27 protein-coding genes are annotated in these 25,711 nt (G+C 68.0%); 13 read left to right on the plus strand and 14 right to left on the minus strand.

The genetic code is table 11. The features are described from left to right. Positions 1-83: 83 nt before the first annotated feature. From LOS8367_RS08675 to LOS8367_RS08685, 3 genes are all read right to left on the minus strand, one after another. Complete coding sequence (locus LOS8367_RS08675) at positions 84-1,268, minus strand: zinc-dependent alcohol dehydrogenase (protein WP_085896093.1); 1,185 nt, start codon at positions 1,266-1,268, stop codon at positions 84-86. 13 nt (positions 1,269-1,281) lie between these two features. Next, positions 1,282-1,950: an SRPBCC family protein gene (locus LOS8367_RS08680; RefSeq protein ID WP_085896094.1), complete on the minus strand. Its 669-nt coding sequence runs from the start codon at positions 1,948-1,950 to the stop codon at positions 1,282-1,284. 131 nt (positions 1,951-2,081) lie between these two features. Beyond that, positions 2,082-2,828 carry an alpha/beta fold hydrolase gene (locus tag LOS8367_RS08685; protein WP_085896287.1) on the minus strand — a complete coding sequence of 249 codons (747 nt, stop codon included), beginning with the start codon at positions 2,826-2,828 and terminating at the stop codon, positions 2,082-2,084. Between the two features lie 77 nt (positions 2,829-2,905). Between LOS8367_RS08685 and LOS8367_RS08690 the strand changes: the two genes are divergently transcribed. Next, positions 2,906-3,352 (plus strand): NUDIX domain-containing protein, encoded by a 447-nt coding sequence (locus LOS8367_RS08690; RefSeq protein ID WP_085896095.1) that lies wholly within the window; start codon positions 2,906-2,908, stop codon positions 3,350-3,352. On the opposite strand, the gene LOS8367_RS08695 is transcribed toward LOS8367_RS08690, so the two are convergent. The 3 genes from LOS8367_RS08695 to groES form a co-directional block, all read right to left on the minus strand. Beyond that, positions 3,349-4,095, minus strand: coding sequence for a sulfite exporter TauE/SafE family protein (locus tag LOS8367_RS08695; protein ID WP_085896096.1), 747 nt, complete (start codon positions 4,093-4,095; stop codon positions 3,349-3,351). The two genes, LOS8367_RS08690 and LOS8367_RS08695, sit on opposite strands and share 4 nt — an antisense overlap. Before the next feature lie 135 nt (positions 4,096-4,230). Further along, a complete protein-coding gene (gene groL, locus LOS8367_RS08700) occupies positions 4,231-5,880 on the minus strand; it encodes a chaperonin GroEL (RefSeq protein WP_085896097.1) in 1,650 nt (549 codons plus the stop codon). Between the two features lie 48 nt (positions 5,881-5,928). Next, the gene (gene groES, locus LOS8367_RS08705; protein ID WP_085896098.1) at positions 5,929-6,216 is read right to left on the minus strand and encodes a co-chaperone GroES; all 288 of its coding nucleotides are present in this window, start codon (positions 6,214-6,216) and stop codon (positions 5,929-5,931) included. Positions 6,217-6,887: 671 nt separating this feature from the next. On the opposite strand from groES, the gene LOS8367_RS08710 reads away from it, so the two are divergent. From LOS8367_RS08710 to LOS8367_RS08745, 7 genes are all read left to right on the plus strand, one after another. Continuing rightward, complete coding sequence (locus tag LOS8367_RS08710; RefSeq protein ID WP_085896099.1) at positions 6,888-7,139, plus strand: hypothetical protein; 252 nt, start codon at positions 6,888-6,890, stop codon at positions 7,137-7,139. A gap of 147 nt (positions 7,140-7,286) precedes the next feature. Further along, positions 7,287-8,204: a manganese-dependent inorganic pyrophosphatase gene (locus LOS8367_RS08715; RefSeq protein ID WP_085896100.1), complete on the plus strand. Its 918-nt coding sequence runs from the start codon at positions 7,287-7,289 to the stop codon at positions 8,202-8,204. A 5-nt stretch (positions 8,205-8,209) separates the two neighbouring features. After that, positions 8,210-9,088, plus strand: coding sequence for a TIGR01459 family HAD-type hydrolase (locus LOS8367_RS08720; RefSeq protein ID WP_085896101.1), 879 nt, complete (start codon positions 8,210-8,212; stop codon positions 9,086-9,088). Positions 9,089-9,148: 60 nt separating this feature from the next. Continuing rightward, positions 9,149-10,087: a bifunctional riboflavin kinase/FAD synthetase gene (locus LOS8367_RS08725; RefSeq protein WP_085896102.1), complete on the plus strand. Its 939-nt coding sequence runs from the start codon at positions 9,149-9,151 to the stop codon at positions 10,085-10,087. Next, on the plus strand, positions 10,080-10,520 hold the full coding sequence (locus LOS8367_RS08730; RefSeq protein WP_085896103.1) for a YcgN family cysteine cluster protein: 441 nt from the start codon (positions 10,080-10,082) through the stop codon (positions 10,518-10,520). The genes LOS8367_RS08725 and LOS8367_RS08730 overlap by 8 nt, the downstream gene beginning before the upstream one ends. Beyond that, positions 10,520-11,566 (plus strand): threonine aldolase family protein, encoded by a 1,047-nt coding sequence (locus LOS8367_RS08735; protein ID WP_085896104.1) that lies wholly within the window; start codon positions 10,520-10,522, stop codon positions 11,564-11,566. The genes LOS8367_RS08730 and LOS8367_RS08735 overlap by 1 nt, the downstream gene beginning before the upstream one ends. Positions 11,567-12,171: 605 nt before the next feature. Next, positions 12,172-12,561: a nuclear transport factor 2 family protein gene (locus LOS8367_RS08745; protein WP_085896106.1), complete on the plus strand. Its 390-nt coding sequence runs from the start codon at positions 12,172-12,174 to the stop codon at positions 12,559-12,561. Between the two features lie 264 nt (positions 12,562-12,825). Here the strand turns inward: LOS8367_RS08745 and LOS8367_RS08750 are convergent, their stop codons facing one another. Next, positions 12,826-13,425: a 2-hydroxychromene-2-carboxylate isomerase gene (locus LOS8367_RS08750; protein WP_085896107.1), complete on the minus strand. Its 600-nt coding sequence runs from the start codon at positions 13,423-13,425 to the stop codon at positions 12,826-12,828. Positions 13,426-13,551: 126 nt separating this feature from the next. On the opposite strand from LOS8367_RS08750, the gene LOS8367_RS08755 reads away from it, so the two are divergent. Next, a complete protein-coding gene (locus tag LOS8367_RS08755; RefSeq protein ID WP_085896108.1) occupies positions 13,552-14,571 on the plus strand; it encodes a ribose-phosphate pyrophosphokinase in 1,020 nt (339 codons plus the stop codon). Positions 14,572-14,590: 19 nt separating this feature from the next. Here LOS8367_RS08755 and LOS8367_RS08760 read toward each other — a convergent pair whose 3' ends face one another. Beyond that, positions 14,591-14,941 carry a hypothetical protein gene (locus LOS8367_RS08760; RefSeq protein WP_085896109.1) on the minus strand — a complete coding sequence of 117 codons (351 nt, stop codon included), beginning with the start codon at positions 14,939-14,941 and terminating at the stop codon, positions 14,591-14,593. Positions 14,942-15,073: 132 nt separating this feature from the next. Beyond that, positions 15,074-15,946, minus strand: coding sequence for a 50S ribosomal protein L11 methyltransferase (locus LOS8367_RS08765; RefSeq protein WP_085896110.1), 873 nt, complete (start codon positions 15,944-15,946; stop codon positions 15,074-15,076). Positions 15,947-16,131: 185 nt separating this feature from the next. On the opposite strand from LOS8367_RS08765, the gene LOS8367_RS08770 reads away from it, so the two are divergent. Next, entirely contained in the window at positions 16,132-17,640 is a 1,509-nt protein-coding gene (locus LOS8367_RS08770; RefSeq protein WP_085896111.1) for a sensor histidine kinase, read from the plus strand. A gap of 28 nt (positions 17,641-17,668) precedes the next feature. Here the strand turns inward: LOS8367_RS08770 and msrA are convergent, their stop codons facing one another. The 5 genes from msrA to LOS8367_RS08795 form a co-directional block, all read right to left on the minus strand. Next, positions 17,669-18,319, minus strand: a complete 651-nt coding sequence (gene msrA / locus LOS8367_RS08775; protein WP_085896112.1) for a peptide-methionine (S)-S-oxide reductase MsrA — start codon at positions 18,317-18,319, stop codon at positions 17,669-17,671. Positions 18,320-18,375: 56 nt separating this feature from the next. Further along, entirely contained in the window at positions 18,376-19,614 is a 1,239-nt protein-coding gene (locus tag LOS8367_RS08780) for an MFS transporter (RefSeq protein ID WP_085896113.1), read from the minus strand. A gap of 44 nt (positions 19,615-19,658) precedes the next feature. Beyond that, positions 19,659-20,084: a cupin domain-containing protein gene (locus LOS8367_RS08785; RefSeq protein WP_085896114.1), complete on the minus strand. Its 426-nt coding sequence runs from the start codon at positions 20,082-20,084 to the stop codon at positions 19,659-19,661. Positions 20,085-20,204: 120 nt separating this feature from the next. Then, positions 20,205-20,789: a YdeI/OmpD-associated family protein gene (locus LOS8367_RS08790; protein ID WP_085896115.1), complete on the minus strand. Its 585-nt coding sequence runs from the start codon at positions 20,787-20,789 to the stop codon at positions 20,205-20,207. Between the two features lie 67 nt (positions 20,790-20,856). Next, entirely contained in the window at positions 20,857-23,049 is a 2,193-nt protein-coding gene (locus tag LOS8367_RS08795) for a primosomal protein N' (protein ID WP_085896116.1), read from the minus strand. 235 nt (positions 23,050-23,284) lie between these two features. Here LOS8367_RS08795 and fsa point away from each other — a divergent pair, with 235 nt between their 5' ends. The 3 genes from fsa (at position 23,285) to LOS8367_RS08810 (ending at position 25,678) form a co-directional block, all read left to right on the plus strand. Beyond that, positions 23,285-23,938, plus strand: a complete 654-nt coding sequence (gene fsa / locus LOS8367_RS08800) for a fructose-6-phosphate aldolase (RefSeq protein ID WP_085896117.1) — start codon at positions 23,285-23,287, stop codon at positions 23,936-23,938. A gap of 121 nt (positions 23,939-24,059) precedes the next feature. Continuing rightward, entirely contained in the window at positions 24,060-24,767 is a 708-nt protein-coding gene (locus LOS8367_RS08805; protein ID WP_085896118.1) for a DUF484 family protein, read from the plus strand. Continuing rightward, positions 24,764-25,678 carry a tyrosine recombinase XerC gene (locus tag LOS8367_RS08810; RefSeq protein WP_085896119.1) on the plus strand — a complete coding sequence of 305 codons (915 nt, stop codon included), beginning with the start codon at positions 24,764-24,766 and terminating at the stop codon, positions 25,676-25,678. Before LOS8367_RS08805 ends, LOS8367_RS08810 begins: the two co-directional genes overlap by 4 nt. Positions 25,679-25,711: the final 33 nt, after the last annotated feature.

Below are 25,711 nucleotides of genomic sequence, written 5' to 3' on the forward strand. Positions count from 1 at the left end.
TTCGGCCAACCGCCCGGTTGGCCGCCCCCTACGCGCCGAGGGGTCGGGAAACCCGCCCCTCGACTCTCGGGCACATACCGAATTTAGACCGCCGCCGTGCCGGGCTTGAGCACGACCTTGGTCCACTCGTTCTGGTTATTCTTGAAGTTGGCATAGCCACGCGGGGCTTCTTCGAGCGGCAGCCGGTGTGAGATCAGGAAGGTGGTGTCGATCTCGCCCTCCTGAATCCGACGCAGCAGGTCCTTGGTGTAGCGCTGCACATGGGTCTGGCCGGTCCTGAGCTGCAGCCCCTTCTCCATCAACGCGCCCAGCGGGAACTTGTCGGCAAAGCCGCCATAGACGCCGGGCATCGAGATGCGTCCGCCCTTGCGCACCGCCATGATCGCCATGCGCAGCGCATGCGGGGCGTCGGCGCCAATGCCCACCTTCTGCTTGATCGTGTCGAACACGTTGTCGGGCGCGAAGCCGTGGCTTTCCATGCCGACCGCGTCGATCACCGCGTCGGGGCCGATGCCGCCGGTCATCTCCATCAGCGCCTCGAGCACATGGGTCTGGGTGTAGTCGATCACCTTGGCACCCATCAGCCGCGCCAGCTCCAGCCGGTGCGGATGGTGGTCGATGGCGATCACCTGATGCGCCCCCATGATCCGCGCGCTTTGTACCGCGAAGAGCCCGACCGGGCCGCAACCCCAGACGGCGACGGTGTCGCCCTCGGTGATGTCGGCATTCTCGGCAGCCATCCAGCCCGTCGGCAGGATGTCCGAGAGGAACAGCACCTCGTCGTCATCCATGCCCTCGGGGATGACGATCGGACCGACATCCGAAAACGGCACCCGGACATATTCCGCCTGCCCGCCCGGATAGCCGCCGGTCAGGTGCGAATAGCCGAACAAGCCCGACAAAGGATGGCCATAGAGCGGTTCGGTCAGGTCCTGCTTCTCGGCCGGGTTGGAATTATCGCAGGCCGAGAACTGCTGCATCTTGCAGTGAAAGCACTGGCCGCAGGAGATGGTGAAGGGCACCACCACGCGTTGGCCTTTCTTCAGGGTCGAGCCCGAGCCGGTCTCGACCACGCGCCCCATGAATTCGTGGCCGAGGATGTCGCCCGACATGACACCGGGGATCACCCCGTCATAGAGATGCAGGTCCGAGCCGCAGATCGCGGTCGAGGTCACCTCGATGATCGCGTCGCGCGGGTTGACGATCTCGGGGTCGGGCACGGTGTCGACGCGGACGTCGTGGCTGCCATGATAGGTGAGTGCGCGCATGTCTCTGGCCCCCTCAGCCGTCGTTGCGGTTGCGATTGGTGGCGATCTCGCCGGTCTCGAGCAGCATCTTCAGCCGCTTCAGGTTGCGGCGCGCCTGCACGCCCGGCTCGTCCTGAAACAGCGTGGCCACGATCCGGCCCAGCTCGCCCATAGGCGGGCGGTAGGCGATCACCGTTTCGACCACGGTGCCGCGCGCGCCGGGCGCATCTCGGAACATCACCTTGCCCTCGGTGTCGATCTCGCTGTCCTCGGTGGAGCGCCAGGCGATTTCCTCGCCGGGGCGGTCGCTGACGATGCGGGTGACGACGTCGACCGCGTGGCCCATCGGGGCGCTGATGGTCCAGCGCGTGATATCGCCCGACGCGTGAACGCTCTCGATGTTTTCCATGAACTTCGACAGGTTCGAGAAGTCGCGCCAGAAATCGTAGATATCCCGACGGGGACGGTTGATGGTCACGCTGCGACCGGTGACGGCGTAATCGCCGAAGCGTCTTCGCCGGGCGGTGCGGCCGGGGGCGCTGTCGGCCGGGCGGCGCGGCGCCTGTTGCCCGGCGTATTGCCGGGCCGCCAGGCCGCCGAGCAGCAGCAATCCGAGGCCGACTGCCAGCGCCGCGCCGCCGGGCTGCGCCGCATGGCGTGCGCGCCGGGCGCGCCGGTCCTCCTCAAAGGTCCTGTAGGTCATCGCAGCCTTCCTCCTGGACGGTGGGACCGCGCCGCCCGCAGTTCGGTCGCGCAGCGCGTGTGTGATGAGTCGAACCACCGATCCATGGCGCGGTTCCGACGCGGTACAGGACCGCGCGAAGACCCGCCGCCCTAGTCGAGACCGAACAGCACGCCGCCGAGGCTCAGTTCACGGTCGAAACGGCCCTGCCGCAGGAAAGCCAGCACCTGCGCCATCACCAGCGGATTGTTCATCATGAAGGTGTGGCTCACCGGCAGGGTGATGTGGTCCGCCGCGCCGTCGAGCCGGGTCGAGGCGACCGAGACCTTGCCGTCATCGGGCCCCTCGATCAGCGCCGAGAAGACCGGGTTGAGCGAAGAATCCCCGGCGATGATGCCGACCTCGTAGGAGGGCAGCGGCTCGAGCCGGTTCGGCAGGCTCTGCGGGTCGGTGCCGAGCTGCAACCCTGCCGGGCCGTTGATCCATTCGAACGGCTCGAACTCGCCGAACACGTCGACCAGCTCCGAGCCCTTGTTGGGCGGCGCCAGCATCACCACCCGGCCCATCTTCGCCGGGCGGTGATCGGTGAGCCAGAGCCGGGCGAGGATGCCGCCCATCGAATGGGTCACGAAATGCACGGTGCGGTCGCCGCAGGCCGCCACGTCGTCGGGCACCGCCTTGACCAGATCCTCGATCCGCGCCTCGGTCGAGGGGTAGCCGCGATTGACCACCTTGTAGCCGTTGGCCTCGACCACCTCTGCCATCGGCGCGAAGCTGAGATCGGTGCGCGCCAGACCATGGAGGAACACGACGCAATCCGCCGTCTCCTCCGGCGCGGCGCGGGCGCAGGCGGAGAGCAGGGCGAGGCAGACGGACAGCATCAGGACGGGGCGTATCATGCACATCACATAGGTGGCGCGGCGGCCGCGCACAGGCCGGTCTTGCCTGCGCCCGCCGCCACGGCCATGGTCGCGCCATGACAGCCCCCGTCCGCCTCGCCGTGCGCGCGATCCTGATGCGCGAGAACCGCCTGCTACTGGTCAATGCTTACAGGGGCCGCGACGATCTGTGGTGCGCCCCGGGCGGCGGCGTCGAACCGCATGCCTCGCTGCCCGACAATCTCGCGCGCGAACTGCGCGAGGAATGCGGGCTGGAGGTCGCGGTGGGCGCGCCCTGCCTCGTCAACGAGTTCCACCACCAGCGGCGCGGCTTCCATCAGGTCGATCTCTACTTCCGCTGCGAACTGGTCTCGGGCGATCCGCATGGCGACTGGATCGATCCCGAGGGGGTGGTGAGCCATCGCCGCTGGGTCACGCGCGCCGAAATGGCCGGGCTCAGGGTCAAGCCCGACAGCCTCGCCGCCGTCGCCTGGGAAGACGGGGACGCGCCGGGCTACGATCCGCTCGAGCCGATCCTGCTCTAGAGCGCGAAGAATAGCAGGGTCATCACCAGACCGACGGCGGTGATGCCGATGCGCAGGTGATCCATGCGGATGAGCTTGGCACCGCGCGCGCCCAGATAGCCGCCGATCGTCGTCGCCACCGCCATGATCAGCGCCGCGTCCCAGTCGATCAGTCCGGCCGCGGCATAGGCCGCCGCCGAGACCAGCGACAGCACCGCCGAGAGCAGCACCTTGAGCCCGTTCATGCCGTGCAGGTTCACGAAGCCGATCAGCCCGAGCATCGCCAAGAGCAGGATGCCCAGGCCACCGTTGAAATAGCCGCCATAGATCGACACGGCGAGCACCGCCGCCCCCGACAGCACCGGCCCCGCCGGGCCGAAGCCGCGCGCCCGCACGAAGGCCAGCACCCGCGGTCCGGTGGCGAACAGCACGGTGGCGACGAGCAGCAGCCACGGCACCAGCCCCTCGAACACCGCGCCCGGCGTCACGAGGAGCAGCCCGGCTCCGAGAAGGCCGCCCAGCGCCCCCAGGCCGATGATCGCGCGCAGCCCCAGCGTGCCCTCGGCGCTGACATCCGAGCGGTAGCCCCAGGCCGAGCTGGCATAGCCCGGCAGCGCGCCGATGGTGGCGGTGGCGTTGGCCATGATCGGCGGCAGGCCGAGCCATACCAGCGCCGGGAAGGTCAGGAAGGTGCCGCCACCGGCGACCGCGTTGAGCGCGCCGGCGAGCAGGCCCGAGATGGTGATCGTGACGAAGAACAGCATGGGGTCTCCCATCGATCCGGCGCGGACCGGGCGATCCATGCCGCGCGCATGCACCGGGGGCAAGGGGGTTTGCGCAAACGGAAAAAGGGGGCCTTTCGGCCCCCTTCCCCTTCGGATCGGTGAGATCGCGGCAGATTACATCATGCCGCCCATGCCACCCATGCCGCCCATGCCGCCCATGTCCGGGGCACCGCCCTCGTCCTTCTTGGGCTTGTCGGCGATCATGGCTTCGGTGGTGATCAGCAGACCGGCGACCGAGGCTGCGTCCTCGAGCGCGGTGCGGGTCACCTTGGCCGGGTCGATCACGCCGAACTTGAACATGTCGCCATATTCCTCGGTCTGCGCGTTGAAGCCGAAGGTCAGGTCGGTCGACTCGCGGACCTTGCCGGCCACCACGGCGCCGTCGACGCCGGCGTTCTCGGCGATCTGGCGCAGCGGCGCTTCGAGCGCGCGGCGGATGATGGCGATGCCGGCGTTCTGGTCGGAGTTCTCGCCCACGAGACCTTCGAGCGACTTGCCGGCCTGCACGAGGGCGACACCGCCGCCGACGATCACGCCTTCCTGCACCGCAGCACGGGTCGCGTTGAGCGCGTCATCGACGCGGTCCTTGCGCTCCTTCACCTCGACCTCGGTCATGCCGCCGACGCGGATGACGGCGACGCCACCGGCGAGCTTGGCAACCCGCTCCTGCAGCTTCTCGCGGTCGTAGTCCGAGGTGGTGTCCTCGATCTGGGTGCGGATCTGGGCAACGCGCGCCTCGATCTCGGCCTTGTCGCCATGGCCGTCGACGATGGTGGTCTCGTCCTTGGTGATCGACACCTTCTTGGCGGTGCCGAGCATGTCCATGGTGACGTTCTCGAGCTTCATGCCGAGATCTTCCGAGATCACCTGGCCGCCGGTCAGGATCGCGATGTCCTGCAGCATGGCCTTGCGACGGTCACCGAAGCCCGGCGCCTTGACGGCGGCGATCTTCAGGCCGCCACGCAGCTTGTTGACGACGAGCGTGGCCAGAGCCTCGCCCTCGACGTCCTCGGCGATGATCAGCAGCGGCTTCTGCGACTGGATAACCTGCTCGAGGAGCGGCACCATCGGCTGCAGCGAGGAGAGCTTCTTCTCGTGCAGCAGGATCATGCAGTCTTCGAGTTCGGCGACCATCTTGTCGGGGTTTGTCGCGAAGTAGGGCGACAGGTAGCCGCGGTCGAACTGCATGCCCTCGACGACTTCGGTCTCGGTCTCGAGGCCCTTGTTCTCCTCGACGGTGATGACACCCTCGTTGCCGACCTTCTGCATCGCGTCGGCGATCTGGCGACCGATCGATGCTTCGCCGTTGGCGGAGATGGTGCCGACCTGGGCGACTTCGTCGCTGTCGTTCACCGGACGCGCGGCGGCCTTGATCGCCTCGACGACCTTGGCGGTGGCGAGATCGATGCCGCGCTTGAGGTCCATCGGGTTCATGCCGGCGGCGACCGACTTCAGGCCTTCCTTGATGATGGCCTGGGCCAGCACGGTGGCGGTGGTGGTGCCGTCACCCGCTTCGTCGTTGGTGCGGGAAGCAACTTCCTTCACCATCTGCGCGCCCATGTTCTCGAACTTGTCCTCGAGTTCGATTTCCTTGGCGACGGTAACGCCGTCCTTGGTGATGCGGGGCGCACCGAAGGATTTCTCGATGACCACGTTGCGGCCCTTGGGGCCGAGGGTCACCTTGACCGCGTTGGCGAGCGTGTTGACGCCCTTGAGCATGCGGTTGCGGGCATCGGTGTCGAACTTGACGTCCTTGGAAGCCATGTGAGTGCTCCTTGATCTGAATTCAGTGGGAAAGGGTCAGCGAGGGTCTCAGGCGATGATGCCGAGAATGTCGCTTTCCTTCATGATCAGCAGCTCTTCGCCGTTGACGGTGACCTCGGTGCCGGACCACTTGCCGAACAGGACGCGATCGCCTTCCTTGACGGCCATCGCGATCAGCTCGCCATTGTCCTTGCGGGCGCCGTCGCCACAGGCGATCACTTCGCCCTCGGCCGGCTTTTCCTTGGCGTTGTCGGGGATGATCAGACCGCCCTTGGTCTTCTCTTCGCCCTCGACGCGACGCACCAGGACCCGGTCGTGAAGCGGTTTGAATGCCATCTCTGCAGCTCCTCAGCAGTATGTATGTTCCCATGCCCCCGGGAGGGGCATTAGCACTCCCTGTCGGTGAGTGCCAACGACGAGACAGGTAAGCAGGGCTCACGGAGCTGTCAAGCGTCCCGCGACGCGGAAATGTCACGCCTCGCGGGCGCGCACGAGAAACCTGAAAAAGGGGCTTCTCAGAACGGCGCGTTCGTGCATGATGCCGTCAGGACAACCCCGGATCGGGAGGGCGGCTTATGACTCGAGGATATTTCTCTCACGGCTGAATGCCGCGCCACCGCCTCTGGCGGAAGGCCGGTTTGCCCCCGCCTCCGCCTGTCGATTTTACCAGTTCCAGGGCCCAGTCCATGACCCCCCGTATTGACGTGGTCGATCGCTCGACCGCCGCTGCCTGTCGCATCGCGCGACGCGCATCGCGCCAGACCGTGCCGCATTGCGCCGCCTCCGGGCGGCCGCGATCCGGCACGCCTGCGCGCGCAGGCAGTTGCGCGACGATCCTCCATCCCCCGCGCGCCTCCCCGCTCTAGGGCGAGACCCGCAAGCGGCCGTTTCCATCCTGCCCTGGCGGCGCGACCCGCGCCACCGGCCGGGAGAGGCGTGGCCGCACCACCCCGGACACGGCCGAGCCATGTCCGGAAACTCAACCCAAGGATGAAAAGGAACATCCCATGCATCCGCCTTTCTACATCGTCGATCACCGCGCTCAGCCCGACAGCCCCGCCCCGTGGGAAGATCGCCCCCGGGTCCGGCGCGGCGGGCCCGCCCGGCTCGATCTGGAGATGCCGCATACCGGCACCGGTCTGGCCCTGCTGCGTGCCGCAAAAGACGATCCCCCCGCGGCCCGCGCCACGGCGGGCGGCATCTGGCCGCGCCTGCGGGCGCTGGTGAGCCGCAGGCCAATGACGGAGCCCGTCCGGTGAAACGAGGGGCGGCGCGGCTCACCGCGCCGCCCCTCCCCGACGCGCCACCCCTGCCGCCGGCGGACCTCCGGGCGGGTGACAAGCCTCGTGCCCCTGCCTATAAGGCGCGCGACCCGTTCACCCGTATCTCTCCGAAGGATTTCCCCCATGACCACGCTCGTCTTCGGCCACAAGGCGCCCGACACCGATTCGACCGGCTCGCCGCTCATCTGGGCCTGGTACCTGTCGCAGCGCGGCCAGTCCGCCGAGGCCCGGCTTCTGGGCGAGCCCAACACCGAGGCGAAATTCGTGGCCGAGCGCTGGGGCTTCGAGCTGCCGCAGATCATCGACGACGTCGAAGAGGGCCAGGAGGTCGTGATCGTCGACACCAACAACCCCGCCGAGCTGCCCGCCTCGATCAACAAGGCCGACATCACCGCGATCATCGACCACCACAAGCTGTTCGGCGGGCTCGAGACCAAGGGCCCGATCGACATCACCATCAAGCCGCTGGCTTGCACCGCGACCATCATGCACGACCTGATGGGCCACGTCGCGACCGAGATGCCCGAGGGCATCAAGGGGCTGATGCTGTCCTGCATCCTGTCGGACACGCTGGAATTCCGCTCGCCCACCACGACCCCGGCCGACCAGGCGCTGGCCGAGCGCCTCGCCGCCGATCTCGGCCTCGACGTCTCGGACTACGCGGCCGAGATGTTCGCCGCCAAATCCGACGTCTCGGCCTTCTCCGAGGCCGAGCTGCTGCGCATGGACAGCAAGGAAACCACCATCGAGGGCAAGAAGCTGCGCGTCTCGGTGCTCGAGACGACCTCGCCCGACCAGGTGCTGTCGCGCAAGGCGGCGCTGCTCGAGGCGATGCCCAAGGTCGCGGCCGAGGACGGCGCCGACGAGGTGCTCCTGTTCGTGGTCGACATCCTGGCCGAGCAGGCGACGATGCTGATCCCCAACGACACGGTGAAGGCGATCGCCGAAAAGAGCTTCGACGCGACAGTCGAGGGCGACAGCGTCGTGCTGCCCGGCGTGATGAGCCGCAAGAAGCAGATCATCCCCGTGCTGAAGGTCTGAGGCGCATGACCAGGATCATCGAGAGCTTCGCCGAGATCTCGGGCGATTACGACGCCGCCTTCGTCGATCTGTGGGGCTGCATGCATGACGGCGTGCGGGCTCACGAGGCCGCGGTCGCCGCGATGCGCGGCTTTCGTGCAGCCGGGGGCAAGGTGATCCTGGTCACCAACTCGCCGCGCCCGCGCGCCTCTGTCGAGAGCCAGATCGCAGGGCTCGGCGTGCCGCGCGACTGCTGGGATTCGATCGCCAGCTCCGGCGATTCGGCCCGCGCCGCGATGTATGAGGGCGTGGTCGGCGAGAAGGTCTGGTTCATCGGCGACGAACGCGACGAGGCCTTCTTCGAGCCGCTGAAGATCATCAAGGACCCGGTTCCGGTCACCCGCACCGATCTCGAAAAGGCCGAAGGCATCGTCTGCTGCGGCCCCGAGGACGAGCACGCCGCGCCCGACGTCTACCGCCCGCAATTCGAGCAGGCGATCGCGCGCGGGCTGAAGCTGCTCTGCGCCAATCCCGACATCATCGTCGATCGCGGCGACGAGCGGGTCTGGTGCGCGGGCGCGCTGGCGCGGCTTTACACTGAGATGGGCGGCGAGAGCCTCTATTTCGGCAAGCCGCACGCGCCGATCTACGATCTGGCGCGGCGCCGGCTGGCCGAGATCAATCCCGATATTGCCGACGACCGCATCATCTGCATCGGTGACGGCCCGCAGACCGATGTGTCCGGCGCGGCGGGCGCCGGGCTCGACGCGCTGTTCATCACCGGCGGCCTCTCGGCCGAGGAGACCGGCACCGCGCCGAGCGGCCAGCCCGATGCCGGCCGGCTCGAGGCGCATCTTCGCGAAGAGCGGCAGGCGCCGGCCTATGCGATGGGCTTCCTGCGCTGAGATGAGCGGCGGCGCGTGCCCCGCTTGCGCGCGCCCCGCCCCGCCGCTACGCAGGGCGCCATGCGCATCCTGAGCGACTTCACCGACATCCCCGCCACTGATCGAGGCGCCGCTGCCGCGATCGGCAATTTCGATGGCGTGCATCTCGGCCACCGGGCGGTCATCGACCTGGCCCGCACCGAGGCCGCGCGTCTCGGCGCGCCTTTGGGGGTGATGACCTTCGAGCCGCATCCGCGCGAATATTTCGCGCCCGATGCGCCGCCCTTCCGGCTGATGAACCGGGTCGCGCGGGCGCACCGTCTGGAAAAGATCGGCGTCGAGCGGCTGTTCGAGCTGCGTTTCGATGCCGCCCTTGCGGCGCTTACCCCGGACGCCTTTGCCCGCGACGTGATCGCGAAGGGTCTCGGCCTGCGCCATGTCGTGATCGGCGCCGATTTCCGCTTCGGCAAGGGCCGCGCCGGCGACGCCGCGATGCTGGAGAACTTGGGCCGCGAGCACGGATTCGGCGTCACCGTCTCGCCGCTGGTGGCTCTCGATGCGGGCGAGGTCAGCTCGACCGCGATCCGCCGCGCCCTGACCGAGGGCCGACCGCGCGACGCCGCCGCCATGCTCGGCCACCTGCACCGGCTCGAGGGGGAGGTGATCCATGGCGAGAAACGCGGCCGCGAGCTGGGCTTTCCGACCGCGAACATGACCATCGACGGGCTGCACCTGCCGCGCTTCGGCGTCTACGCGGTCAAGGTCGACGTGCTCACCGGGCCGCATGCCGGCAGCTATGACGGCGCTGCCTCGATCGGCGTGCGCCCGATGTTCGGCGAGAACCACCCGAATTGCGAAACCTTCCTGTTCGACTTCAAGGGCGATCTCTACGGCGCCGAGATCTCGGTGGCGCTGGTCGAGTATCTGCGCGGCGAGGAGAAGTTCGACGGCCTCGACGCGCTGATTGCCCAGATGGACGCGGACTGCGCCCGCGCCCGGAAGGTATTGGCCGATGCGTGACAGGTTCTGGGAACTGCCGCTCGAACAGCTGGACCGCAAGGAATGGGAGGCGCTCTGCGACGGCTGCGGCAAGTGCTGCCTCAACAAGATCGAGGACGAGGACACCGGAGAGGTGGCGCTGACCCGCGTCGCCTGCCGCCTGCTCGACGGTGCGACCTGCCTGTGCACGAAATACGCGACGCGGCACAAATACGTGCCCGAATGCATCGTGCTGACGCCCGAGAAGATCGCCGAGACGATGTATTGGCTGCCCGCCACCTGTGCCTACCGGCTGCGCGCCGAGGGCCGGCCACTTCATGACTGGCACCACCTGATTTCGGGCGACCGGGAGGCGGTGCACCGCGCCGGGGTTTCAATGGCGGGCCGTACCGTGCCGGAAACCCAGGTCGATGACGACGACTGGGAAGATCACATCATCGAGGAACCCGTCTGATGCAGTTCGCCTCCGACAATGCCGGACCGGCCCATCCCGCGATTCTCGAGGCGATCGCCAAGGCCAATGACGGCCACCAGCGCGCCTATGGCTCGGAAAGCGCGATGGACCGGGTCCGCGCACGCATCCGCGAGATCTTCGAGGCACCGCAGGCCGAAGTGCATCTCGTGGCGACCGGCACCGCGGCTAACGCGCTGATCCTCGGCTGCATGGCCAAGCCCTGGGACGCGGTCTTCTGCTCCGAACACGCGCATATCGAGCATGACGAGGGCAACGCCCCCGAATTCTATACCGGCGGCGCCAAGCTCAGCCTCGTGCCCGCCCCCGATGGACGCATCACGGCGGCAGAGCTCGACCGGGTCATCGGCCCGGTGGGTGCGCGCTCGTTCCACAACGCGCAGCCCGGCCCGATCTCGATCACGCAGGTGACCGAGACCGGCAGCGTCTATGCGCTCGACCAGATCTGCGCCATCGGCGATCTCGCCCGGGCCCGGGGCCAACGGCTGCACATGGACGGCGCGCGATTCGCCAACGCCGTGGCGGCTCTGGGCTGTTCTCCGGCGGACATGACCTGGAGGGCGGGGGTCGACGCGCTGAGTTTCGGCGGCACCAAGAATGGCTGCCTCGGCGTCGAGGCGGCGATTTTCTTCGACCCGGCGCTCGCCGCGGATTTCGCGCTGCGCCGCAAGCGCGGCGGGCACCTGTTCTCCAAGCACCGGTTTCTCTCGGCACAGATGGAGGCCTATCTCGCGGGGGACCTCTGGCGCGATCTGGCGCGCCGGGCCAACGCCGCCTGCACGAAGCTGGTGGCGGGACTGCTCGCCCATCCGGAGGCCGAGATCCTGCATCCGGCCGAGGCCAATCTCGTCTTCGTCTCCCTGCCCCGTGCCACGCTGCGGCGGTTGATCGAGGCCGGCGCCGATTTCTACGTGATGGATGGCGATCCGATGACGGGCGACCCGGCCGAGCGGCTCACCGCGCGCATGGTCTGCGACTGGTCCTTGGGCGAGGAGCGCGTTGCGCGGTTCCTGTCGCTGCTTGGCTGAAAAGGGGGCCGTCGAAGGCCCAAGCCCCTTACCGGATGTGTTGCAGGTCAGGCTAAGACGAAGCCGCCCCTACGGCCGCTTCGAGCCCAAAACCTTCGTGCAGATCAGTGGTGCGTGCCACGTCGATCTCTACGAGAGGGACGAACACGTCAGGAAGGCCGTCAATGCGATGGAGGGCTTCTTCCAGGAGCATAGCGGTGCACGGAAGGTGGCGGCCTGAGCACTAAGGCCAACGCCCTGATCGACAACTGAACAGTTGGACCGCCAGTGAAGGCGCTGGTGGGCCAATGTCATTGTGATCTTGGGGGGCAGAGCGAAGAGCACCGGTTCGGCGAACAAGTTCTCATACCCCTGTCCGATGCGAGATCATCAGCACGCACAATAACCTCGACTGCCCCCTGACCAGCCGTGTCAGATGCGAATGCTTTTGACAGGCCTGGAAGGCCCTTCTATCGAGACCGTATGATCTGCTGTCATCAGACCCTGAGCTATTACCGCCGTTCCTGACGGCGGCTCGATGATGCGTGACGATCAGAGAAGCCGCCGCCTATGGGCGGCTCGATCGGTTCAGAGGCGTCCATGCCAGTTCCCAGAAGGAAGCTCCGATGACCCTCGAAGACCTCTGCCACCGCTACCTTGACGCCCTGAACACCGGCGATTTGGAAAGCGTCCGCGCCCTGTTTGTGCCCGGCGCCGAGATCGTCTCGCCGCTCTACGGCGTCCGGCCCGCGCACGACTTCTATGCCGAGCTCTTCGCAGATACGGCGCGATCGGAGACGACGCTACTCAACGTCTTCGACAGCTCCGCCGGTGGCCGATCCGTCGCGCTGCATTTTCGCTATGTGTGGACCCTCGCCAGCGGCAAGGTCGTCGAGTTCGAATGCGTCGACGTCTTCGAACTGGCCGAGGACCGGCAGCGCTTTACGAAGATGACCATCATCTACGACACTGCGCCTCTGAGGTCCGATTTCGAAGCATCGCGGAAGCAAACTTGAGCTCTGGCCAATGAAGCGGTCGTTCGCGCCTTGCGCGGCGAATGACCGCTATCTGCCCTTCCCTAGAGAGGTCCTCGCAGGCGCGGCGGAAATCGTGCAGATGCAGCGAACGGCGGCAAGGTCCGCACAACTGACATTCAAGACCCGGACGTTCTCGCAGATTTCTGCGAAGGTGTCCGCATGGTGGCAATGTATTAAAGCCGGGACTTCACCGTTTGGGTGCCACACATCCGGTAAGGGGCTTGTCGAAGGCCCCCGCCCCCGTCAGAGCCTTCCCGACAGGTGCAGTTCGAGATCCGACAGCCGGTCCTGGCCCCAGAACCGCTCGTCGGTGTCGGTGATGTAAAAGGGCGAGCCGAAGACGCCGCGCCGCACCGCCTCTTCGAGATTCTGCGCATATTCGTCCGCTGCGAGCATCAGGTTGCTCTCGGCCAGATCCGGGTCGAAGCCCGCCTCCTCGAGCGCCGTGCGGATCACGTCCTCCTGCGCGATGTCCTTTTCCTCGGCCCAGCAGGAGCGCGTGATCGCGTGCACCAGCCGCCCCATATCGCCGCCGCCGGCCCGCTGCGCGTTGATGATCGCGTAGGACGAGGGCGCGGCGTTGGTCGGCCAGTTGGCGGGCCGCATCACCAGGGGCAGTCCCGCCTTCTTGGCCTGACGCCGCATCTCCTGCTTGCGGTATTCGAGCCGGCTCGGATGCCGGTCCTTCGGCAGCTGGCCGCCCGAGCGCGGAAACAGCGCCATCACGTCCATCGGCTTGTAGGAGATTTCGGCCCCATGCTTGGCGGCGATTTCCTCGAGCCGGGTTCCCGCGATGTAGACGTAAGGCGACAGCGTCGCGAAAAAGTAGTCGATCCTAGCCATCGAGCCCCTCCCCGGGCGTTACCGCCCATCGGGCAGGTTTGCGCCATGCTAGGGCTGTGCTAGGCGGTGTCAATCTGTCCGCCGCCCCGCTGCGGGGCTGCCCAAGCCTGCCAAGGATGCCGCTTGATGCCCACCCTGAACGAGCCGAAGCTGATCGCCGGTAACGCCAACAAACCCCTCGCCCAAGCGGTCGCACGCCGCATGTCGATGCACCGGGGCATGAATGTCGGTCTTGTCGACGCAAGGATCGAGCGGTTCAACGACCAGGAGATCTTCGTCGAGGTCTATGAGAACGTCCGCGGCGAGGACATGTTCATCATCCAGCCGACCTCGAACCCGGCCAACGACAACCTGATGGAACTGCTGATCATGGCCGATGCGCTGCGGCGCTCCTCGGCGGCGCGGATCACCGCCGTGATTCCCTATTTCGGCTATGCCCGTCAGGACCGCCGCGCCAAGGCGCGCACGCCGATTTCGGCCAAGCTCGTCGCAAACCTGATCGCCGAGGCCGGGATCGAGCGGGTGCTGACCATGGACCTGCACGCGGCCCAGATCCAGGGTTTCTTCGACATCCCCGTCGACAACCTCTACGCCGCGCCGATCTTCGCGCTCGACGTCGCGCATCACTTCAAGGGCCGGCGCGACGAGGTCATGGTGGTCTCGCCCGATGTCGGCGGCGTCGCCCGCGCCCGCGAGCTGGCCAAGCGCATCGGCGCGCCGCTGGCGATCGTCGACAAGCGCCGTGAGAAAGCCGGCGAAGTGGCCGAGATGACCGTGATCGGCGACGTCTCGGGCAAGGCCTGCATCATCGTCGACGACATCTGCGACACCGCCGGCACGCTGTGCAAGGCGGCCGAGACGCTGATGGAGGCCGGCGCCACCGAGGTGCACAGCTACATCACCCACGGCGTGCTGTCGGGCCCGGCGGTGAGCCGGATCGAGAAATCGGTGATGAAGTCGCTGGTGATCACCGACTCGATCGAGCCGACCGAGGCGGTACGCAGCGCCCCGAACATCCGCATCGTGCCGACCGCGCCGATGTTCGCCCAGGCGATCCTCAACATCTGGAACGGTACCAGCGTCTCTTCGCTGTTCGAGCACGAGACCCTGACGCCGATCTACGAAGGCATGTACGCGGCGGACTGAGCGCCGCTTGGCGGGGCTCTCAGCCGAGGAGCCCCGTCAACACTTGCGACAGCGCCGCGGTCAGCGGCTCCGGCTGCATCAGCCAGAGCAGCGCCTTGCCCGTCTCGCCCATCGCTTCGAAACGCGACAGCAGTTCCTCGAACGCAACGGCATCGAAGCGGGCGAGCAGGAAGCTCTTGGCGCCGAGAGCGGTCACCAAGGGCAGAAGCAATACGATCAGGAAAGCGAGGGCCGTGCTGGGGCGGCGCCGCGGCATGGCGACGATGAGACCGTCATCGAGAACGTAATGCTCGACGCCCTTCGACAGGCGGCGATTGCAAAACTCGATCCGGTTGAGACGGGATTCGAAGCTCGGCGAAACACGATACATGGCAAGCAGTCCTGGCGAGGTGCCCCCACCCCACCTTGTCAGGACTATTGCCAGATCATGGCAAGATTATGGCAGCCGCGCCACTTTCCGGCGGGAATGCGGCGCGACGCCACCGCGGCGACATGGTTCGGCTCAGCCGCGCTTCATGTCGAGCGTGGTCCATTCGCCGTGGCTCGCGCGTCCGGCGCGAGCGAAGCCGTTCTCGACATAGACCGTCTCGACTGCGTCGGCCTGCTCGTTGAGGATGCCGGACAGGATCACCCGGCCGCCGGGGGCCACCTTCTGCGCCATCTCCGGGGCGAGCGCCACCAGCGGCCCCTTTAGGATGTTGGCGAAGACCAGGTCGAAAGGCGCCGCCGCCTCGAGCGCCTCGTGCTCGAACCCCGCCGCTTCCAGGCATTCCACCTGCCCCGCCATGCCGTTCGCCGCAAGGTTGACCTCGGCCACCTCGACCGCCACCGCATCGATATCCGAAGCCATCACCCGCGCCTCGGGCCAGACCCGCGCCGCCGCCATGGCGAGCACCGCGGTGCCGCAGCCGATATCGGCGACACGCGCCGGCGTCGCGCCCTCGGTGGCCAGCGCGTCGAGCGCCTTGAGGCAGCCCAGCGTCGTGCCGTGATGCCCGGTGCCGAAGGCCATCGCCGCCTCGATCAAGAGTGGGATGGCGCCCTCGGGCACCCGGTCGGCGTCGTGGCTGCCATAGACGAAGAAGCGGCCCGCCTCGACCGGCGCGAGGTCGCGGCGCACCTTGGCGACCCAATCCTGATCGGGCACCTCTGACACCAGGAACGGCTTCGCGCCGTGGCTTGCCGCCAGCAGGTCGAGCGCCACCCCGTCGGGGGCCTCCTCGAAATAGGCGGTGACCTCGAACAGGCCCGAGCCATCCTCGATCTCGAACACGCCGGTGCCGTAGGGCGTGGGCTCGAACTCTTCGAGCGCCTCCGACAGCACCTGGCCACGGCGTTGGTCGTCGAGCTGGGTGATCGCGGTGAAGACGGGCATCGGCTGTACTCCGGGCAAGGGGCTCGGGCGCGGCATAGGCGCAAGCCATGGCCCTGGTCAATCGCCGCCCCTCTGCCCCCCCATCCACGGCCTGACCCGAGGTTTGTCGTGCTTCCTGCCGCGCCACCTCGACAGCGCCGCATTTCGGCCTTACCGCAGTTAGAGAGCAGGGGAACCCAAAAGCCATGCAGCACCTTGAGGCGCTATTCGACCGCGCGCTCGACGCCGTGGTCGGGATGGATCACGAGGGCCGCGTCATCGCCTGGAACGGGTCGGCCGAGGCCATGTTCGGCCGTAGCCGCCCCGAGGCCATGGGCGCGATGATGGACGATCTCATCGTCCCGCAGCAATACCGCGCCGCCCATGCGAAAGGGCTCGCGCATTACCTCGTCACCGGCGAGGGGCCGGTGCTGGAACAACGGGTGCGGATCACGGCGCTCGACTGCACAGGCGCCGAATTCCCGGTCGAGCTGTCGATCCTACCGGTCGCCGAGGCGGATGCGCCGCCGGTGTTCTATGCCTTCATCCGCAGCCTCGCCGCCGAAGAGGCGCATCGCCACGAGCAGGAGGCCCGCGCCCAAGAGGCCGAGATCCTGCTGCGGGTCGCCCAGAAGCTGCTGGAAGAAATCTCCTTCGAGGAGTTCACCCAGTACTGCCTGCAGGAGGTCTGCGAGATCGCCGGGCTCGAGGCCGGGCATCTCTTCGTCGCGCGCGGCGCGGGCGCGGCGCGCCACCTCGCACCCTCGGGCATCTGGCATCTGCGCGATACGCGCTACGCCCCGATCTGCGAGGCCACCGAAGCCCAGCGCTTCACGCCCGGCATCGGGCTGCCCGGCCGCGCTTGGGCCGAGGGGCGGTTGGTGGTGGAGCCGCATTTGCCGGATGACGCGAATTTCCTGCGCCGCGACGTGTTCGAGCAAGTCGGCCTGACGCGTGGCATCGCCCTGCCGATCCTGCATAGCGGCGAGATCCACGCCGTGCTCGAATTCTACGGCACCGCGCAATCCCGGCTCGATCCGGCCTTCCTGCGAATGCTGCAGACGGTGGGCAGCCATCTCGGCCTCGCGATTCGCCGCAAGGAAGGCGCCGAGCGCCGCGAGACGTTGCGCCGCGAACTGATCCACCGGGTCGGCAACAGCCTGACCGTCCTTTCGGCGATCTATCGCAGCTGCGCCCGCCAAGCCGCCAGCATCGAAGAGTTGAGCGAGGCGTTTCTCGGCCGCGTCGCCGCCGTGGGCCAGGCCAACCGCATGGCGATCGAGGAGGCCGAAACCGGTGCCGATCTGGCTGCGCTGATCCGAGAATCAATCGGTCTTTTGCCCGAGAACGGCGCGCGTGACATCGAGGTGCCGGACCTGATCGTGGACAGCGAAAGCGTGATGCCGCTGTCGCTGGTGTTCCACGAACTGGCCACCAACGCGCTGAAATACGGCGGCTTTGGCGAAGGCAGCCGGCTCGCGATCCGGGCCATGATCTGCCCAGAGACCGACGAGTTGGTGATCGACTGGCAGGAAAGCCGGGCCGCGCCGCTCGACGCGCTCCCCGAGAACGACCGCTCCGGATTCGGAAGCCAGCTGATCAGGCTGATGGTCGAGAGACGGCTGGGCGGGGGGTTTTCACGAGAGGTCGGCGCCGAGGGCTGCCGGATCGTGCTGCGCCTGCCGCGCGCGCGCATCGAGCGGCAGGCGGGCTGAGGCGGGGGCGCGGCCCCCGCCCGACGGTTCAGACCCCGACGCCGATCGGGCAGGTCACGCCGGTGCCGCCGATCCCGCAATAGCCGTTCGGGTTCTTGTCGAGATATTGCTGGTGGTAGTCCTCGGCCATGTAGAAGGCCGGGGCATCGACGATCTCGGTCGTGATGGCGCCGTAGCCCGCCCCGGTCAGCCGCGGCGAAAACGCCTCGCGCGAGGCCTCGGCCGCACGGAACTGAAGCTCGTTGAAGGTATAGATGCCCGAGCGGTACTGGGTGCCCCGGTCGTTGCCCTGCCGCATTCCCTGGGTCGGGTCGTGGTTCTCCCAGAACACGCGCAGCAGTTCCTCGTAGCTGGTCTGGGCGGGATCGTAGATCACCCGCACCACCTCGTTGTGGCCGGTGCGCCCGGTGCAGACCTCCTCGTAGGTCGGGTTCGGCGTGTAGCCGCCCGCATAGCCCACCATGGTCGAATGCACGCCCGGCAGCTTCCAGAAGATCCGCTCGACGCCCCAGAAACAGCCCATGCCGAACATCGCGACCTCCATCCCCTCGGGGGCCTCGGGGTCGAGCGGCGTGCCCAGCACGGAATGGGTGGTGGCGGTGGGGATCGGCTGCGGACGGCCCGGCAGCGCGTTCTCGGGGGTGACCATCTCGGTCTTGGTCGAACTCAGGCCGAACATCGCGTTCTCCTCGTCTGGTGGCTTGCCCGGCATATAGGCATGCTTCGCCCCGAGTTCTACTCGGCCGCTAAGGGAAGCGCGCGCCCCGCGAACACGGTCTCGTGGCCGGGCGCGGGATGGCGCGGGATCATCAGCGCCAGCGCAAAGGACAGCCCGGCCATCGCGGCGGCCAGCACGAAGACCGCGTCGGGCGCGACCAGCCACAGGTAGCCCAGGCTCGCGGGCAGGAAGACGGCGGCAATGTGGTTGATGGTGAAGGCCACGGCGGCGGTGGGGGCGATGTCGCCCGGATCGGCGATCTTCTGGAAATAGGTCTTGAGCGCCAGCGCCAGCGCGAAGAACACGTTGTCGATCACGTAGAGCGCGGCGGCGACCGCGACGCCCCAGCCGAACCAGTAGAGCCCGCCATAGGCGAGGAACACGAGCGTCAGACCGGCATACTCGACCATCAGCCCGCGCTTTTCGCCCCAGCGTGCTACGGCGCGACCGATCAGCGGCGCACCGAAGATATTGGTCAGCAGCGTGATCAGGAACAGCGCCGTCACCTCGTGCACGTCGTAGCCGAACTTCTCGACCATCATGAAGCCCGCGAAGACGACGAAGATCTGCCGCCGCGCGCCCGACATGAACTGCAGCGCGTAATAGAGCCAGTAGCGGCGGCGCAGCACGAAGCTCTTGTTTTGCGGGTGCGGCTCGCGGAACGCCGGAAAGGCGAACCAGCAATAGAGCCCCACGGCGGCGGTGAAGCCGCCCGAAACCATGTAGACGAAATCATAGGTCAGCCCGAGGCTTTCCCACGTCAGCACGATCGCCAGATAGGCCACCAGCGTCGCCCCTGCCCCGGCGGAGACGATCCAGCCCAGCATCTGCGGCGCCCGCTCCTTGGGCAGCCATTGCAGCTGTAGCGATTGGTTCACCGTCTCGAAGTAATGAAAACCGATCGAGGACAGCATGGTGATCGTCAGGATGCCGCCCATTGAGGGGAACTGGGCGGTGAGCGCGGTGGCCACCCCGAGGAGCCCCAGCGAAACCAGCGCCAGGCTCTGCTCTCGCACGAAGAGCAGGATCGCGATGACGCCGATGGCGAAGAAGCCCGGTACCTCGCGCACCGTGTGCAGCCAGCCGATGTCGGAGCCGTCGAAGCCCGCCGCCTCAATGACGAAGTTATTGAGCAGTGCCGACCATGTGGCGAAGGCCACCGGCATGGCCATCGCCATCAGGAACAGGAGCGTCACCGGCCTGCGCCACAGCGGCAGGGTCCGGGCCTCGGCAAGCGGCATCGGAATGCGTGTCATGCGCAAGCATTAGGGGCTGCCGCCCCGCTTGGCGAGACGTTCCGTCAACCGCGGGGCGAGAATCTGTAATCGACCTCGGAAAAGCGCGCGGTTGGAAAGCCGTAGGCGAAGCGCAGCCCTTCCGGGCCCGCCACCACGCCGTGCTCGGCCTCGGGCGGGATGAAGACGGCGATTCCCGGCCCGATCGGATGCGCCGCACCGTCGATGGTCACGATGCCCGCCCCTTCGAGCCCGAAATAGAACTCCGCCGGGCCGTGGCGGTGCGGCTCCAGCGTGCCCAAGGGGCCGAACTCGGCGAGGCCCAGCGTCATGCCGGAGGACGGTGTGCGGTCGGCCGAGACCAGCGTGCGCCAGCGCACCGTGCCGAAGGCCGGGTCGGTGCCACCCTCGAGCGCCACGCTCGCCGCCTCGACCGAAAAGCCGCGCGCCACCGGCGCGCCCTCCCATTCCGCAATCCCGGGCAGTTCCATGGCGCATCTCCCACCGGCTCCTGTGGCGAGGCTGCGCCGAATCGGGATCGGTGCGCCGGTCCAAGCGCGACATGGCGGCGTCGCTTCCGATCGATCTGGGGCGAGTGGGCCAAATGCAGCCTAGCGGTCGTGCATCCCCTTGCCCGCGAGGATGCGCGGCGCGTGCTTGGCGATCCGGGCGAAGCGGGTCTCGGGCTTCTTGGCGCCCGCGACATGGATCGCGTAGCCGCGCTGCCGCCCCGGCGTCAGCGCCTCGAATGCGGCCGAGAGATCCGGATCGGCGGCGAGCGCCTCCTCGAACTCGGCGCATAGCTCGACATCGTCCTGCGCGAAGGCCACCCGCCGCCCGGCCCGGTCGATCTCGACCGCACGGGCGATCAACTCGCGCAGCGCCGGCTCACTGGCGCGGATCTCGTCGAGCCTGCGGAACACCACGTAGCGCGCCGAGCGCGAATTGGGTCCCGGCGGCACCAGCAGCCCCTCCGGGTCCTCGACCAGCACGCCCTTGAAGAAGGACAGCACGCAGCGATCGGCCAGCCCGGCGACCATGGCCGTGTTGCCGCCTGCGCAGCAGTAGCAGGGCTGACGCCACTTCCAGACCTCCTCGATGCCCTCGGCCTCGAGGAGCAGCCCGCGCAGCGCCGATAGCTCGGCCCGCCAGCGCCCCTCGCGGGCAAAGAACTCTTCGATGCGCGGATCGCTCATGGCCCAACCCTCCCTGCCGGTCCTCCCCGCCCGCAGCTTCGCGGGCCGCACCGCGCGGGGCAAGAGCCTAAAGAAAGCTCTGCGGATCGATATCGATGGCGAGCCGCGCATTGGCGGGGACCCGCACCTGCGCCGCCCATTCCGCCAGCGCCGACTGCAACGGCGCGGTCTTCTCGGCCTTGACCAGAAGCCGGACCCGGTGGCGTCCCCGCACCCGGGCGATCGGCGCAGGCGCAGGCCCGAAAAGCTGGGCGCCGATCCGGCGCAGAGGCGCGTCGAGCCGCGCCAGTCGGTTGCCGAGATCGAAGGCCTGCTGCATGTCCGGCGATGAGATCACGATGCCCGCCATGCGCCCATAGGGCGGCACGCCCGCCGCCCGCCGCGAAGCGGCCTCGGCGGCCCAGAATCCCTCCTCGTCCCCCGAGAGAATCGCGCGGATCACCGGGTGCTCGGGCTGGAAGCTCTGCAAGAGCGCGGTGCCCCGCGCCTCGGCGCGCCCGGCCCGGCCCGCGACCTGCCGCATCAGCTGGAAGGTCCGCTCGGCGGCGCGCAAATCCGAGCCTTGCAGCCCGAGATCACTGTCGATCACGCCGACCAGCGTCAGCTTGGGAAAGTTGTGACCCTTGGCAACCAGTTGGGTGCCCACGACGATGTCCGCCGCACCCTCGGCGATCTCGAGGATGCGCGCCTTGAGCGCCCGGGCCGAGCCGAACAGATCGGACGACAGCACCGTCACGCGCGCGTCGGGAAACAGCGCCTGCGCCTCCTCGGTGATCCGTTCCACCCCCGGCCCCACGGCGGCGAGCTTACCCGCCACCTCGCAGTTCGGGCAGGTCTCGGGCATCGGTGCAGTTTCGCCGCATTGGTGGCACATCAGCCGCTTGAGGAACCGGTGCTCAACCATCCGCGCGTCGCAATGCTTGCAGCCGATCTGGTGGCCGCAGGCGCGGCACAGCGTCAGCGGCGCATAGCCCCGGCGGTTGAGAAACAAGAGCGACTGCTCGCCGCGCTCCAGCCGCTGCATCACCGCGCCCTTGAGAGCGGGCGAGATCCAGCTGCCCGAGGGCACCTCCTCGGTGCGCATGTCGATGGCGCGCATCTCGGGCATCACGGCCGGGCCATAGCGGCTTTCGAGATCGAGCCGGGCATACTTGCCCTGCTGCACGTTGACCCAGCTCTCGAGGCTCGGCGTGGCCGAGGCCAGCACCACCTGCGCACGCTCCAGCGAGGCGCGCAGCACCGCCATGTCGCGCGCGTTGTAGAGAACCCCGTCCTCCTGCTTGTAGGAAGTGTCGTGCTCCTCGTCGACGACGATGAGGCCGAGATCGTGGAACGGCAGGAACAGCGCCGAGCGCGCGCCCACCACCAGCTGCGCGCCGTTCTCGGCCACCATCTTCCAGCAACGTCGCCGCTCGGTCGTGGTGACGCCGGAATGCCATTCGGCGGGCTTCGCGCCGAACCGCGCCTCGACCCGGGTCAGGAACTCGGCCGTCAGCGCGATTTCCGGCAACAGCACCAGTGCCTGCCGCCCGGCCTTGAGGCAGGCGGCGACCGCCTCGAGATAGACCTCGGTCTTGCCCGAACCGGTGACCCCCTTGAGCAACGTCGTGCCGTAGCGCCCGGCCGCGATCCCCTCGCGCAGCCGCGCCGCCGCCAGCTCCTGATCGGTCGTGAGCGCCTTGCCCGCCATGTCCGGATCGAGCGGCGGATAGGGCACGTCGCGCGGTGCCTCCTCCTCGGCCACGGCACCGGAGGCCACCAGCCCCTTGACCACCGAGGAGCCGACGCCCGCCAGATCGGCCAACTCGCCCAGCATGAAGCCAAGCCCGTCATGTTCTTCGAGCAGATCGAGCACCCGGGCGCGCGCCGGCGTCATCCGCGCGGGCTGGCCATGGCCGCGACGGTAGATCTTGCGCATCCCCGGCGGGTCGGTGAGGCCCGGCGCGCGGGTGGCGAGCCGCAGCATCGCCGGCATCGGGGTAAGCGTGTAATCCGCGACCCGGCCCAGGAACTCGCGCATCGGCGCGCGCATCGGCGGCAGGTCGAGCACCCGGATCGCGGATTTGACCTTGGCGGGATCGTAATCTCCCGCGCCCTGCCCCCAGACCACGCCGGTGACCTTGCGCGGCCCGAACGGCACCTCGACATGGTCGCCCGCCGCGCAGCCGCCGCGGGGCGCGCGGTAATCGAGCACCCGGTCGAGCGGCTGTGTCGTCAGCACGCCGATCAGCGCGCCTTCCTCGAAACGGGGGGATGTCATGGGCCGGTCGGAATCCTCGGGCGGGAAGGAGCCGCCAACATGCGCCGCGCGCCCGGCCGCTTCAAGGGAGCGACATGTCGCGGGGTTTCGCGCGCGGCGCGCGCTTCCCATATGGGAAAGGCGCTGTTCCACCGCTGCGTCACTTGCTAGACCGGGGCCGAAGCCGCCCCGCGCGGGGGCGTGCGACACCAAGGGAGCGCGCGTGGGCGCGCACCATCTGACAGGGAGAGACCCCATGAAGTTCTTCGTCGATACCGCCGAGATCGACCAGATCCGCGAACTCAACGACCTGGGCATGATCGACGGCGTCACCACCAACCCGTCGCTGATCATGAAGTCGGGCCGCGACATCAAAGAAGTGACCAAGGAGATCTGCTCGATCGTCGACGGCCCGGTCTCGGCCGAGACCGTGGCGCTCGACGCCGAGGGCATGATCGCCGAGGGCCGCGAGCTGGCCAAGATCGCCGACAACATCGCGATCAAGGTGCCGCTGACCTGGGACGGCCTCAAGGCCTGCAAGACGCTCACCGACGAGGGCCGGATGGTCAATGTCACGCTGTGCTTCTCGGCCAACCAGGCGCTTCTGGCGGCCAAGGCCGGCGCGACCTTCATCTCGCCCTTCATCGGCCGGCTCGACGATCTCAACCTCGACGGCATGGAGCTGATCGCCGACATCCGGCAGATCTACGACAATTACGGCTTCGAGACGCAGATCCTCGCCGCCTCGATCCGCAACGCCAACCACATGTCCGAGGCCGCCAAGATCGGCGCCGACGTCGCCACCGCGCCGGCCGCCGTGATCAAGGCCATGGCCAACCACGTGCTGACCGACAAGGGCCTCGACGCCTTCCTCAAGGACTGGGCCTCGACCGGCCAGAAGATCGTGTGATCGCCTTGGCGGGGCGCTGTGCCTTCCGGGCCGCGCCCCGCCGCATTCTTGCCACACCGGGGCGCATCGCCCCGCAGCCACTGTTATGTTCGGGCCGTTGCGACAGCCCGGATGCGCCCAGATGACAGACGACACACCCCCCGATGACGGGCTGCGCGAGCGCATCCTCGCCGATCCGGCCCGCCTGCTCGACGATCCCGAGATCATGCGCGCCCTCGTCGCCGCCGACGCCGAGGCCAAGGGATCGAACGTGGTCGATCTGCGCGGCCTCGCCATGCAGCGCTTGCAAGCGCGGCTCGACCGGCTCGAGGACACGCACCGCTCGGTGATCGCCGCGGCCTACGAGAATCTCGCCGGCACCAACCAGATCCACCGCGCCGTGCTGCGGATGATGGACGCGACCCGCTTCGAGACCTTTTTGCAGGATCTCTCGGGCGAGGTGGCCGACATGCTGCGGGTCGACGTGGTGCGCCTCGTTCTGGAGACCGCGAGTCCCGAAGACGACCCGGCCATCGCGCGGCTTTCGGACGTGCTGTCGGTGGCCGAACCGGGCTTCGTCGCCGATTACGTCACTCAGGGCCGCAACGTGCCGCTGCGCCAGGTATCGCTGCGCCCGGTCGAGCCGATCGAGGCCGGGCCCTACGGCGCCCGCGCGCCCGAGATTCTCTCCGAAGCCTGTCTCAAGCTCGATTTCGGCCCCGGCCGCCTGCCCGGCATGCTGCTTCTGGGCGCCACCGACGCGAACCGTTTCGCGCCGGCGCAGGCGACGGATCTGATGGGCTTCTTCGCCGGCGTGTTCGAACGGCAGATGCGGCGCTGGCTGTCATGATCTCGCCCGCCCTCACCGACGCGATGGGCCGGTGGCTCGACCATGAGCGGGCCCTGAACGCCGCCGCGCAGAACACGCTCACCGCCTATCAGGGCGACGTGCTGGGCTTTCTCGCCTTCATGCAGACCCACCATGCCGAGGCGCAGGGCCTCGGGCCCATCGCCCGGGTCACGGTGTCGGACATGCGCGCCTGGATGGCGCATGAACGCGCGCGTGGCCTTTCGGCGCGCAGCCTCGCCCGCGCGCTTTCGGCGGTGAAGAGCTTCTATCGCTGGCTCTCCGCGCGCGAGGGGTTCGAGCCCACCGCCGTACTTTCGACCCGGGCGCCGCGCATGAAGGCGCGACTGCCGCGCCCGCTCGACGAGGAGGCGGCGGCCCGCGTGCTCGAGGCGGTGGAGCTGCAATCGCGCGAGCCATGGGTCGCGGCGCGCGACACGGCGGTGGTGACGCTGCTGTGGGGATGCGGCCTGCGTATTTCCGAGGCGCTGTCGCTCACCGGTGCGCAGGTGCCGTTGCCCGAAACGCTGCGCATCACCGGCAAGGGCGGCAAGGAGCGGCTGGTGCCGGTGCTACCCGTCGCGCGGAAGGCCGTCTCGGACTATGTAAAACTCTGCCCGCACCCGATGGACGCCGCCCTGCCGCTGTTTCGTGGCGTGCGCGGCGGCGCGTTGGGCCCCCGTCCGATCCAGAAGGCGATGGAGATGGCACGCGCCCAGCTTGGCCTCCCCTCCACCGCGACGCCGCATGCGATGCGTCACAGCTTCGCCACGCATCTGCTGAGCGCGGGCGGCGATCTGCGCGCGATTCAGGAACTTCTGGGCCACGCCTCGCTTTCGACGACGCAGACCTACACGGCGGTCGACGCGGCCCGGCTGATGGAGATCTATGATCGCGCCCATCCTCGCGCCTGAGCCGCGTTGCGCCCGCCGCCGCTTTCGGCCAAG

The sequence above is a fragment of the Limimaricola soesokkakensis genome, from assembly GCF_900172345.1.
Classification (GTDB): domain Bacteria; phylum Pseudomonadota; class Alphaproteobacteria; order Rhodobacterales; family Rhodobacteraceae; genus Limimaricola; species Limimaricola soesokkakensis.